The following is a 12,415-nucleotide window of genomic DNA, read 5'->3' as shown; positions in this document are numbered from 1 at the left end:
CACGGAAGGCGCAGGTTTGCCACCCCGCTGATCGCCGGCCCCGGTCAGGGGCAATAATGACGGCGTGACTGCGGCCCCAGCCATTGACAAGAGCCGGATCCACTCTCTGACCCGACCGAACATGGTCAGCGTCGGGACGATCGTGTGGCTCTCCAGCGAACTCATGTTCTTCGCGGCGTTGTTCGCGATGTACTTCTCTATCCGCGCGGCTGCGCCGGAGCAGTGGGAGAAGCACACCGAGATACTTAACATCCCGTACGCGACCACCTTCACGGTGATCCTGGTGCTGTCCTCGGTGACCTGCCAGCTTGGCGTCTTCGCGGCGGAGAAGGGTGACGTGCACGCGTTGCGGCGCTGGTTCACCATCACCTTCGTGATGGGCCTGATCTTCGTGCTCGGGCAGCTGAACGAGTACCGCACGCTGGTGGTACACGAGGGCGTCAAGATCAACGGAGACGGTTACGGGTCGGTGTTCTACCTGACCACCGGCTTCCACGGCCTGCACGTGACCGGCGGCCTGATCGCCTTCATCATCTTCATGGTCCGTACGACCATGGGCCGGTTCACTCCGGCGCAGGCGACCTCGGCGATCGTCGTGTCGTACTACTGGCACTTCGTCGACGTGGTGTGGATCGGGCTGTACGCCATGATCTACTGGCTCCAGTGATCTTGCGCGTCACATTCCGCGCTGCTGCTCCGTCCCCTGAGACAGGTCCAACCGGTTAAGGACACCGCTCATGACTTCTGACAACGACCGCCGACGCGGTCTGTTCGCGCGGCTGCGCGAGCGGCCCGCCGCGCGCAGCAGGGGCCGCCGCCGGCTGGGCGCCGCGGTCCGGCTGATCGCCGCGCTGATGCTCGCCGGCGGCGCCTACACCGTCTTCGCCCCGGGTGCCCAGGCACAGGACAACCCGCAGCTCACCGGCGCCGCCGCCGAGGGCAAGGCGCTGTTCGACGTGAGCTGCGTGACCTGTCACGGCCGGAACGCCCAGGGTGTCGAAGGCCGCGGGCCGAGCCTGATCGGCGTCGGCGCGGCCTCGGTCGAGTTCCAGGTCAGCTCCGGGCGGATGCCGCTGGCCCGCCAGGAGGCCCAGGCGCACCGCAAGCCCACGGTCTTCACCGACGAGCAGACCCGTCAGCTCGCCCAGTACATCCAGGAGCTTGGCGGCGGCCCGGTCGTGCCCGACGGCGACGAGCTCCGCGGGGACGGCAACGTCGCGGCCGGCGGTGAGCTGTTCCGGATCAACTGCTCGCAGTGCCACGCGTTCGGTGGTAGCGGCGGTGCGCTCTCCTCGGGCAAGTACGCCCCGAGCCTGCACCCCTCGACCGACCGTCAGATCTACGCGGCGATGCTGAGCGGCCCGCAGAACATGCCGGTGTTCGGCGACAACCAGCTTCGGCCGGAGCAGAAGGCCGACATCATCGCCTACATCCAGGAGACGCTGAAGTACGACCAGGACCCGGGTGGGTTCAGCCTCGGGCGGTACGGCCCGTCCACCGAGGGCCTGGTGATCTTCCTGGTTGGCATCGTGGCGCTCGTCTTCGCCAGCCTGTGGATTGCGGGCAAGTCGTGACCGAGCGGATCATCCGATTCAGTGCTGTGGTGCCGCTCGGCGCCACCCGTAGCGAGGTGACGGCATGAGCACCCACACCGAGCACCAGACCCCGCAGGGTCGGGAGCCGCTCGACGTGAACGACCCCAAGCTGACCCGGTTCGACATCGTTCGTGAGGGCGCGCGTCGGGACGACATCGAGATCGTCCACTACGAGCCGCAGGTGCTACCCGGCACCAAGGCAGAGCGTCGGCTGACCCGGGTGGTCGCCGGGTTGTTCCTGATCACCGGGCTGGCCGCGACCGCCTTCCTGGCCATCTACATCTGGTGGCCATGGCAGTACGAGCCGGGCCGTGGCGGCGACAAGTTCTACACCCCGCTGCTCGGGCTCACCCTCGGCGTGGCGCTGCTCGCCGTCGGCTTCGGCATCCTGACCTGGGGCAAGAAGTTGCTGCCCAAGGAGGTCTCGATCCAGGACCGGCACGAGGGCGAGGTCGACTCCGAAGGCCGCACCATCACCGGCCAGACCATGCTCTACATGGCGGACGAGCTGGGTGTGAAGCGTCGCCCGCTGCTGGGCATCTCGCTGCTGGCCGGTCTCGCGCCGGTCGGCGCGGTCATCGCGGCGCCGCTTGTCGGCGGCATGATCTCACAGCCGCACAAGAACAACCAGATGTTCACCACCGGGTTCGCCACGGCCGAGGGTGGCCCGCGGATCCGCCTGATCCGCGAGGACGGCCGACCGATCCGCCCCGCCGACATCAGCGCCGGTGGGCAGCTGACCGTCTTCCCCGGCATCGAGCACGGTGTGAGCAACAAGCACGCCGATTCGCCGACGCTGCTGATCCACCTCCGGGACTCCGACGCGCAGGAGTCGCGTCGGGCCAACGAGCGGGTCGGCCACGGTGACTTCATGTGGGGCAACTACGCGGCGTTCTCCAAGATCTGCACGCACGCAGGTTGCCCGGCCAGCCTGTACGAGCAGCAGACCAACCGGCTGCTCTGCCCGTGTCACCAGTCCCAGTTCCTGATCACCGACAACGCCCGGCCCATCTTCGGCCCCGCCAGCCGGCGGTTGCCGCAGCTGCCGATCGAGGTGGACTCCGAGGGCTTCTTCGTGGCGAAGTCCGACTACACCGAGACCGTCGGGCCTGATTTCTGGGAGCGGCCATGAAGCGTCGAAAGTTTGACCTTGCGGCGACGCCGGGCAAGGCCGCGGTGGGAGTGGACGACCGCTTCCAGGTGGCCACCCCGCTGCGCAAGCTGCTGAACAAGGTCTTCCCGGATCACTGGTCCTTCCTGCTCGGCGAGATCGCGCTGTTCTCGTTCGTCGTGCTGCTGCTGACCGGTGTGTTCCTGACCCTCTTCTACGAGCCGGCGATGACCGAGGTGGTCTACAACGGCAGCTACGCGCCGTTGCAGGGCACGCCGATGTCCGCCGCGTACGCCTCCAGCCTGAACATCACGTTCGATGTCCGCGGCGGTCTGGTGATGCGACAGATGCATCACTGGTCGGCGCTGCTGTTCATGGCCGCGATCGTCGTGCACATGCTGCGGGTCTTCTTCACCGGTGCCTTCCGCAAGCCGCGCGAGACCAACTGGATCGTCGGCTCGCTGCTGTTCTGGGTCGGCTTCCTGGCCGGCTTCACCGGCTACTCGCTGCCGGACGACGGGCTGTCCGGCACCGGTCTGCGGATCGCCTCGGCGATCATGCTGTCCATCCCGGTGATCGGTTCCTGGGTTACCTCGTCCGTCTTCGGTGGCGAGTTCCCGGGCACGATCATCATCAGCCGGTTCTTCATCGCCCACGTGCTGCTGGTCCCGGGTCTGCTGGTCGCGCTGATCAGCGTCCACCTGGGGCTGGTCTTCAAGCAGAAGCACACCCAGTGGCCCGGCCCCGGCCGGACCAACGGCAACGTGGTCGGCGAGCGGATGTTCCCGCGGTACGCGTTGAAGCAGGGCGGCTTCTTCATGGTCGTCTTCGGCGTCATCGCGCTGATGGGCGGTCTGTTCCAGATCAACCCGATCTGGCTGTTCGGCCCGTACGAGGCGTGGGTGGTCTCGGCCGCCAGCCAGCCCGACTGGTATGTCATGTTCCTCGACGGGTCGACCCGACTCATGCCGGCCTGGGAGATCAACATCCCGCTCGGTGACGGGTACGTCATTCCGCCGCTGTTCTGGCCGACGGTCGTGCTGCCCGGCATCCTCGTGGGCCTGTCGACGATGTATCCGTTCCTGGAAGCCCGGCACCTCAAGGACCGCAAGAGCCACAACCTGCTCCAGCGGCCCCGCGACGTCCCGGCCCGGACCGGGGTCGGCGCGATGGCCGTCGCGTTCTTCATCGTGCTGACGCTCACCGGCGCCAACGACGTGATCGCCGACAAGTTCCAGATCAGCCTGAACGCGATGACCTGGGCTGGCCGGATCGGTCTGCTGTTGCTCCCGCCGCTCGCGTACTACTTCACGTACCGGCTCTGCCTTGGTCTGCAGCAGCACGACCGGGAGGTGCTCGCGCACGGCGTGGAGACCGGCATCATCCGGCGCATGCCGGACGGCCGGTTCGTCGAGGTGCACCAGCCGCTCAGCGCGTCGAGCGAGCACGGGGACGGTCACGGCGAGCTGGAGTACGTTGGCTGGGTCGTGCCGAAGAAGATGAACCGGCTGGGGGCCCTCGGCCCGGCCATCCGGGGCTTCTTCTACCCGATCGAGAAGCCGGTCGAGGCGCCGGTCTCGCCGGGTCACCCGCCGGTCGAGGCCCGGCCCGAGCGCGAGGAGATCGGCAGCGGCGAGAGCCGCCGCTGACCGCCCAAACGCACTGTTACGTGGCGCCCGCCGGATTCCGGCGGGCGCCACGTCGTATCCGTACCCGCCGCCCCATCCCAGCAGGAGTCGGACGGTCACGGCGGGACCTGTCGACCCCGCCCGACGGGCGATCGCAGGAATAACCCCGGTGAGTCGGGTATCCGTGCGGTCCAACGTCTCAAGGGGGGGAAGCATGTTGGGTATCAAACGCCTCGGCCTGTTGGCCGCGCTGGTACTGGTCGGTGTCGCGCCGGCTGCGGCCGCGCAGGCCGCGGCACAGCCGTCGACGCAGGACACCCAGTACCTGCAGGCGCTACACCAGGTCAACCTGTTCGAGATCACCGCTGGTGAGCTGGCCCAGCAGAAGGGTCAGGACCAGGGGGTCAAGGACCTGGGGGCGATGTTCAAGACCGACCACACCCAGCTGGACCAGACGGTGCAGCAGACCGCGTCGCAGCTCGGGGTGGAACTGCCGAACGAGCCCAGCGCCGATCAGCAGGCGGTCATCAACAAGCTGAACAACGCCAGCGGTGCGGAATTCGACCGGCTCTGGGTGACCAGTGAGCTGGCTGGCCACGTCCAGGCCATCCAGGCCACCCAGACGGAGATCTCGCAGGGCTCCGAGCAGTCGGTGGTCCAGTTGGCCCAGACCGCTCTGCCGACGCTGCAGGCGCACTACGACGAGCTGGTGCGGCTCGCCAACCAGTTGGGCATCCCGGTTCCGCAGACCAGCGCCAGCGGTACGCCCAGCCCGGGTGGCACCGGCACTGAGTCGCCGGCTCCGGGCGGCACCAGCACCGAGTCGCCGGCTCCGGGTGGCACCAGCACCGAGTCGCCGGCTCCGGGCGGCGGCACCACCGAGACGCCGGCTCCCAGCGAGAGCTGACGTAGCGACGACAGCAGACGGCCGGTCCACCCGCGCGGTGGACCGGCCGCCGTGCGTGCGGGTCAGTCGGCGCTGGCCAGGCCGATCGCGAACGCCTCCTCCAGGTCGTGCTGGGAGTACGCCCGGAACGCGATGTGTGAGTCGGTGTTCAGCACGCCCGGCACCTTGGAGATGCTGCCCGCGATGACCTCGGCGATCTGGTCGAACTCGCGGACCCGGACGATGGCGATGAGGTCGACGTGCCCGGCCACCGAGTAGACCTCGCTGACGCCGGGAAGGTTGGCCAGGGTCTCCGCCACCTCGGGAATCGCGTCGGTGGCGCAGTCGATCAGCACGATCGCGGTGATCACGGGGCATTTCTCCGTTCGTCGGCGTCGTCGCCCATGCTAGATGTTTCCGCCCGGGCGTGGAGTCGGGAGCCGTCGAGGCTCAGCCGTGCGCGACGGCCGGTACGGTGCAGCCGTCCCCGGCTCGGATCGCGTCGCGCAGCCGCTCGCCCGCGCGCACCGTCGCGCCCGGCCACACCACCGTGCGGCACACGTCACCGTTGACCCGCGCGCCCGCGCCGACCACCGACTCCACGCAGCGACCGGTCACCGTGGCGGACGGGTCCACGATGGCTCCGCCGGCTGCGGCGTGCAGGTTGGCCGCCAGATAGTCGGCGGGGGTGCCGGTGTCGTAGAAGGTGCCCGCGTAGGGCACCACCTCCAGGTCACCGGCCGCCTCGGCCGGGCGCCACAGGGCGCGGACCAGGTTGGAGGAGACCACCGGCAGGTCGCGGACCAGCCGCCAGGGCAGCAGCGAGAAGCCGGTGAAGTTGTGCCCACTGAAGGTGCCCGGTGCGGTCGGGTCGGCGGCGGGCTGGCCGAGCAGGCGTACGGTGTGCCCGTCCCACCCGTCGAGCAGGGCGGCCACGTCCGGCCCCGGCGGAGCCGCCGGGTCGGCGAGGTACGCGTCCGCGTTGCCGACCAGCACCGGCCGCCCGTCGATCCAGTCCCGCAGATTGGCCACGCCGCCCGCGGTGCCCAGCGGATCGCCCGGCTCGACGGACAGGTGCGCGCGGTCGCCGACGTGCGCGACCACCTGGTCGCCGAGGTAGCAGGCGTTCACCGCGACCCGGGCGGGACCGGTCAGGCCGAGCCCGGCCAGCCGGGTCAACGCCCGGTCCAGCAGCGGCACGTTGCCCACCGGGCAGAGCGCCTTGGGCAGCCGTTCGGTGAGCGGGCGCAGTCGGGTGCCCTCGCCCGCGGCGAGCACCACCGCGCACAGCTCCCCAGGCACATCAGCCGCGCCGGTCATGGCAGGTTGTCGGGGACCGGTGGAGGGAACTGCCCGGCCAGCGGCCCGATGTCGTAGTAGGCGAGCAGCCGGGCGGTCGGCCAGGTCAGCTTGGGCAGGTCGTCCAGCGGGTGCCACGCGGCCTCGAAGACCTCCGCGCCGTCGACCGCAAGTTCGGTGCTGGACGCCGGCACGTCCGTCTCGAAGACCATGTCCACCCAGCCCTTGGCGTGCACGATCGCGTTCGGCACCGCCGGACGCAGCCGCGACGGGGGGAGCCGGATGCCGGATTCCTCGAACAGCTCGCGGGCCGCGCCCACCACCGGGGGCTCGCCGCGATCCAACAGACCGGCGGGGAGTGACCAGCCCTTGCCGGGTGGCTGGCGCAGCATCAGCAACCGACCCGCGCCCGTCGCCTCGGCGTCGCGGACCAGGGTGACCGCGCCGACGATGTACTTGGGCACGGCCATCCGGACCAGGCGCCGACGCGCCGGCAGAGGCAGTCGGTAGAAAGCCTGGTAGAAGATGGCCCGACCGGTGGCGCGGGAGCGGGGGATCATGACTCCAGGCTAGTGGTCACAAAAGTCCTTCGGACGCGCTGGGGCCCGCCCGGTCACTGCCGGTGGTCGACCAGGTCGATGAGCTGGCGTACCACGGTGTCCGGTTCGATGACCCGGTCGAAGACCGCGACCAGCAGGGTCTCCAGGTCGGGGTAGCCCAGCTCCTCGGAGAGGCGCAGCAGCGGCAGGTCGCTGGCGAGACCCCGGTTGTGCTGACGCAGGGCGAGCCCGATGGTGGCCCGACCGAGGCGGACCTTGTCGCTGATCGTGATGCCCGGCTCGGTGTGCTCGGCGAACCACCGGTTGATCTGCATCTGCGCGTGCGGCGACTTGACGAAGCTCAGCCACTCCCGGCGGGGGCCACGCGGCGCGACACCGGCCTCGAAGCCGTTGTCGCCGTCGTTCTCGGTGAAGATCTCCACCACGTCGCCCTCGTCCAGCTCTGAGCTCAGCGGGGCCAGTCGACCGTTGATCCGCGCGGCGAGGCAGCGGTCGCCCCGTTCGTTGCCCAGCTCGTACGCGAGGTCGACCGGCGTGGCGCCGGCCGGCAGCACGACCTGCCGCCCTTCGGCGAAGACCTGGATCTGGCCCTCGGCGAGGTCGCAGCGCAGCGATTCGAGGAACTGCGCCGGGTCGGCGGCGTCCGGCTCCCAGTCGAGCACCCGGCGCAGCCAGTCCAACTGCTCGGCGCGGGCCGTGGCGCTGCTGCTCCCCGAGCGGGGAAAGCGGAAGTCGGCGGCGATGCCGTACTCGGCTGAGCGGTGCATCTCCTCGTTGCGGATCAGCACCTCCACGGTGCGGTCCTGTGGGCCGCAGACGCTGGTGTGCAGAGAGCGGTAGAGGTTGTTCTTCGGTGAGGCGATGAAGTCCTTGAAACGGCCGGGCACCGGTCGCCAGGTGCCGTGGATCGCGCCCAGCGCGGCGTAACAGTCGGTGGCCGGGCCGTCGACGACCACCACGATGCGGGGCAGGTCGTACGGGGCGGTGTGGTCGCCGGCGATGGTGTCTTTCCAGATCGAGTAGAGGTGCCGGGGGCGAGGGCTCACCTCGGCGTCGACCCGGCTGCGGCGCAGCGCCACCCGGGCCCGGGTGACCACCGAGTCGAGGTACGCGTCCCACCCCGGCCGGTCGTGCACGTGTCGGGCCAGCCGGGCGTGCTCGTCGGGCTCCAGGTGCAACAGCACCACGTCGTCCAGTTCGCGTTTGAGGGTCTGGATGCCCAACCGGTCACAGAGCGGGACCAGGACCTCCTGGGTCTTGCGGGCGATCCGTTCCCGCGACGACGCGGAGCGCACCCCCAGGGTGCGCATGTTGTGCAGCCGGTCGGCCAGCTTGATGATCAGCACCCGGACGTCCTTGGCGGCCGCGACGATCATCTTGCGGATCGTCTCCGCCTCGGCGGCCTTGCCGTAGAACGCCTTGTCGAACTTTGTCACGCCGTCGACCAGGTGGGCCACCTCGCCGCCGAAATCCTCGGAGAGCGCCTGGAGGGTGTAGCGGGTGTCCTCCACGGTGTCGTGCAGCAGCGCCGCGACCAGGGTGGTGGTGTCCATCCCCAGCTCGGCGCAGATCTGCGCCACCGCGAGGGGGTGGGTGATGTACGGTTCCCCGCTCTTGCGGAACTGCCCCCGGTGCATGTTTTCCGCAATCGTGTACGCCCGGCGCAGCACCGCGGGGTCGGTGCCGGCGTGGATGCCCCGGTGGGTGCGAACCAACTGGGTGACCGGGTCGGAGTCGGTGGTCGGCCAGCTGAGCAACGACCGCAGCCGGCGGGCGAGCGGCAGCTCACCCGGCTGCGTCGGCAGGGCGCCCCCCAGGGCGGCGCCGTGTCCGGCGTCGACGTCCACGAGGGACACCTCCTCACCCCGGCTCCGCGTCGCCAACGGCCGGCGGCACGGAGCAGGCCCACGAATCGGGCAGGACTGCACTTCTCTAACAGACTAAGCGAGTCGACGTAGTCCGATCGGTCAGTTGGTCATGAGCGTTCGGTCGAGAGTTGGTGGGACGCCCCGCTCTCGGCCTTCGCCAGCAGGTCACGGAACCGCGCCGCGCCACCCACGGGGGAGGACCAACCGGAGGACATCTCGACCAGTCGGGTCTCCGGTCGTTCCAACCAGGACAGGATCCGCTCGGACTCCTCGGCGGTGGCCGCCGGCACCGGGCCGTGCCCGCCCGACACCGTCTCGGCGGTGGCTCGGATGGCGGTCAGCGTGGGCCGCGGGTGGACGCCCGGCGGGGACACCCCCGCGCCGGCCAGCCGACCGTGCCGCACCAGCGCCAACTCCCAGCCACCCCGGGCGGCCGGCCGAGCCGCGGCCAGCTCGACGATCCCGGTCAGCGCGGCCAGCCGCTGCATCCGGACGGTGGCCCGCAGCACCGCGGCCAGCCGGGACCGCACCACCGCCGCGTCCTCGTAGCGCTGGTCACGGGACAGCACGTCGATCCGGGCGAGCAGCGCGTCCACCACCGGCTGCGGGTCGCTGGCCGTCGCGGTGCGGAAGGGCGCGGCCGCGCTGTCGTCGTACTCCTGGGGGGTGATCTTGTGCTCGCAGGGTGCCGGGCAACGACCCAGCTCGGCCAGCGCGCAGGCCGGCGTGACGGTGCGCAGCGAGAGCCGGTGCGTGCACTGGCGCAGCGGCACGGCGTCGTGGAAGCCGGCGGCGGCCAGCTCCGCGGCCCGCCGGGAGGTGAACGGCCCGAGGTACGCGGTGTCGGTGGGGGAGAGGTCGCGGACGATCGAGAGCCGAGGATACGGACCGTCGGTCAGCTTCAGCCAGACCATCCGCTCCGGGTACTTCGACCGCCGGTTGTACGGCGGGGCGTGTGCGGCGATCAACCGCAGCTCGCGGACCTCCGCCTCCAACGAGTGCGCGCACTCCACCGCCTCGACCCGTTCGGCCACGGCCAGCATCTCGGAGATCCGGGCGCGCTTCTCCCCGGCGGTGAAGTAGCTGCGTACCCGGGTGGCGATGTCGACGGAGGTGCCCACGTAGAGCGGCCGGTCGTCGGCGGCCCGGAAGATGTAGACCCCGGGGACCTTGGGCAGCCCCTCGGCCAGGTGCCGTTTGCGGCGTTGGGTCGGGGTGACCGCCCGGGCGAACTCGATGGCGTCGCCGACCGTGTCCACCCGGTGCCCGCCGAGCCGACCGATCAGCCCGTGCAACACGTCGACGGTGGCCTTCGCGTCGTCCAACGCGCGGTGGGTGGGCTGGGTGACGGTGCGGAAGTAGGCGGCCAGGGTGCCGAGCTTGCGGTTGGGCACCTCGTCGCGGGTCAGCACCCGACGGGCGAGCGCCGCCGTGTCCAGCACCCGAGGGTTGGGCCAGCGGTAGCCGTGCTTCGCGCAGGCGGCCTTGAGGAAGCCCACGTCGTACGGGGCGTTGTGGGCCACCAGCACCGCGTCGGCGATGAACTCCAGGAAGCTCGGCAGCACCTGCTCGATCGGCGGCGCCGGCACCAGCATCGCCTGGGTGATCCCGGTCAGGACGGTGATGAACGGCGGGATCGGCTGCCCCGGGTTGACCAGGGTGGCCAGCACGCCCAACTGCTCGCCGCCGCGCACCTTGACCGCGCCGATCTCGGTGATGCCGCCGCCGTCCGGCGCGCCGCCGGTGGTCTCCAGGTCGACCACCACGAAGGTGGTCGCGTAGAGCGGAAGTGCCGGGTCCACCCCGCCCACCGCCGGGTCGAGACCGGCCAGCGATTCCTGGACGTACTCCGCCTGTGCCATCGGCGGCACGCTAACGCCCCGGTCCGACACTCTTGTCGCAGCCGTCCCACCAGTCACCTCGGGGGCTAGGATGAGAGATCGGCTCACTCACCGGGCGGTGGGCCCGGTCGCGGTGGGAGACTTGCCACATGCCCCTCACCGAGCCGTACGACGACCACCTCCCGCAGGAGGATGCGGTCGCGCTCGACGGTGCCCTGGGCAACCCGGACGATAACGTAGTCAGCGAGACATCAGGCCCATCCGAGTCGACCGCAGTGGGCGACGGCCCCGCTGTCGAGCCGGAGCCGACCCTGCCCGAGCCGGTCCGGCAGCGGATCGTGACGCTGACCGCCATGGTGCTGCCCACCCTGCCCGCCGACGAGGTGCCGGTGCCGTTGCGTCGGGTGGCCAAGTTCGCTCCCAACCGGCGGGCCCGGCTCGGCGCGCCAGCCATCGCCGCCCAGCTCACCGCCGACCCGCTGTTCCGGCAGCGGGTCACCGCCCGCGTCCTGGCCGACGCCGGTGACCTCGGGGCCGCCGTCGTCGAGGGCACCGCGCCCGCCGCCGCCGACCCGGTCGAGGTCGCCGCGCTGGCCTACCTGGCCCGGCCGCGCGGCTGGCGGGAGCTGATCGACGCGAGCGGTGCCGCCGTGCGCGCCGAGGCGGACAGCGCGGTCGTCGCCGAGCTGGTCCGTGAGGCCGAGCAGCGGGCCACCCGCGCCGAGCACGACCGGGCGGTGGCCCGGGTCGAGGCGGAGAAGCTCCGCGACGAGCTGGCCCGCGTCCGTGAGGAGCTGGGCCAGCTCCGCGAGGAGTCCCGCCAGGTGACTCGTACCCTGCGGGAGACTCAGGCCCGCGAGCGCAAGGCCACCGAGCTGCTGGCCACCGAGCGCGGCCGGGCCGCCCGTGCCAGCGCCGACGTGGACGCCGAACTGCGCCGCGCCCGCGCCCGGCTGGCCGAGGCCGAGTCGGCGGCCGGGGTGGCTCGCGCCAGTGCCAAGGAGGCGCGCTCCGTCGACGACGCCCGGCTCTGGCTGCTGCTGGAGACCATCGGCCAGGCCGCCGTCGGGCTCCGCCGGGAGCTGGCGCTCGACCCGGTCGACAAACTCCCCGCCGACTTCGTCGCCGACGCGTTCGCCGAGCAGCAGGGCACCGCCCCGGCCGGCCCGGCCGCGCGTGCCCGGGACACCGACGACCCGGCCCGGCTCGACCAGCTGCTCGCCCTGCCCAGGGCGCATCTGGTGGTGGACGGCTACAACGTCACCAAGCGCGGCTTCGGCGAAATGTCCCTGGAGCAGCAGCGCAAACGCCTGATCACGGGGTTGGGCGGGATCGCCGCGCAGACCGGCGACGAGGTCACCGTGGTCTTCGACGGCGCCGAGCGGATGCACGGGCTGCCGCCCGCGCCGCGCGGCGTTCGGGTGCTCTTCTCCCGCAAGGGCGAGACCGCCGACGAGCTGATCCGGCGGCTGGTCCGCGCCGAGCCGTCGGGGCGGCCGGTGGTCGTGGTCTCGTCGGACCGCGAGGTCGCCGACGGCGTACGCCGGCACGGGGCTTACCCGCTGGGAGCCGACTCGCTGCTGCGGCGACTCGCCCGCTCCTGAGGTCCGCTCCGACCGGTCCGGTC

At 71.0% G+C, this 12,415-nt stretch carries 11 protein-coding genes; 6 read left to right on the top strand and 5 right to left on the bottom strand.

What is annotated here, in order from left to right; translation table 11 throughout:
* The first annotated feature begins 64 nt into the window (after positions 1–64).
* From OG811_RS02490 to OG811_RS02470, 5 genes are all read left to right on the top strand, one after another.
* Positions 65–667, top strand: coding sequence for a heme-copper oxidase subunit III (locus OG811_RS02490; protein WP_406071813.1), 603 nt, complete (start codon positions 65–67; stop codon positions 665–667).
* A 70-nt stretch (positions 668–737) separates the two neighbouring features.
* Positions 738–1,574 carry a cytochrome c gene (locus OG811_RS02485; RefSeq protein WP_406071812.1) on the top strand — a complete coding sequence of 279 codons (837 nt, stop codon included), beginning with the start codon at positions 738–740 and terminating at the stop codon, positions 1,572–1,574.
* Between the two features lie 64 nt (positions 1,575–1,638).
* Positions 1,639–2,727, top strand: a complete 1,089-nt coding sequence (locus tag OG811_RS02480; RefSeq protein WP_406071810.1) for a ubiquinol-cytochrome c reductase iron-sulfur subunit — start codon at positions 1,639–1,641, stop codon at positions 2,725–2,727.
* Positions 2,724–4,355: a cytochrome b N-terminal domain-containing protein gene (locus OG811_RS02475; RefSeq protein WP_406071808.1), complete on the top strand. Its 1,632-nt coding sequence runs from the start codon at positions 2,724–2,726 to the stop codon at positions 4,353–4,355. The genes OG811_RS02480 and OG811_RS02475 overlap by 4 nt, the downstream gene beginning before the upstream one ends.
* A gap of 193 nt (positions 4,356–4,548) precedes the next feature.
* Positions 4,549–5,241, top strand: a complete 693-nt coding sequence (locus OG811_RS02470) for a DUF4142 domain-containing protein (protein WP_406071806.1) — start codon at positions 4,549–4,551, stop codon at positions 5,239–5,241.
* A gap of 62 nt (positions 5,242–5,303) precedes the next feature.
* Here the strand turns inward: OG811_RS02470 and OG811_RS02465 are convergent, their stop codons facing one another.
* The 5 genes from OG811_RS02465 to OG811_RS02445 form a co-directional block, all read right to left on the bottom strand.
* Positions 5,304–5,591 carry an Lrp/AsnC family transcriptional regulator gene (locus tag OG811_RS02465; protein WP_406071804.1) on the bottom strand — a complete coding sequence of 96 codons (288 nt, stop codon included), beginning with the start codon at positions 5,589–5,591 and terminating at the stop codon, positions 5,304–5,306.
* A gap of 79 nt (positions 5,592–5,670) precedes the next feature.
* On the bottom strand, positions 5,671–6,540 hold the full coding sequence (locus OG811_RS02460) for an NDP-sugar synthase (RefSeq protein WP_406071802.1): 870 nt from the start codon (positions 6,538–6,540) through the stop codon (positions 5,671–5,673).
* A complete protein-coding gene (locus OG811_RS02455; protein WP_406071801.1) occupies positions 6,537–7,079 on the bottom strand; it encodes an NUDIX hydrolase in 543 nt (180 codons plus the stop codon). The genes OG811_RS02460 and OG811_RS02455 overlap by 4 nt, the downstream gene beginning before the upstream one ends.
* Positions 7,080–7,132: 53 nt before the next feature.
* Entirely contained in the window at positions 7,133–8,926 is a 1,794-nt protein-coding gene (locus OG811_RS02450; RefSeq protein WP_406075462.1) for a RelA/SpoT family protein, read from the bottom strand.
* Between the two features lie 128 nt (positions 8,927–9,054).
* Entirely contained in the window at positions 9,055–10,809 is a 1,755-nt protein-coding gene (locus OG811_RS02445; protein ID WP_406071799.1) for a DEDD exonuclease domain-containing protein, read from the bottom strand.
* A gap of 128 nt (positions 10,810–10,937) precedes the next feature.
* Here OG811_RS02445 and OG811_RS02440 point away from each other — a divergent pair, with 128 nt between their 5' ends.
* Entirely contained in the window at positions 10,938–12,392 is a 1,455-nt protein-coding gene (locus tag OG811_RS02440; protein WP_406071797.1) for an NYN domain-containing protein, read from the top strand.
* The last annotated feature ends 23 nt before the right edge of the window (positions 12,393–12,415 follow it).

The organism is Micromonospora sp. NBC_01638, assembly GCF_045209745.1.
Lineage (GTDB): Bacteria > Actinomycetota > Actinomycetes > Mycobacteriales > Micromonosporaceae > Micromonospora.
This window is presented reverse-complemented; position numbering and strand designations above follow the sequence as displayed.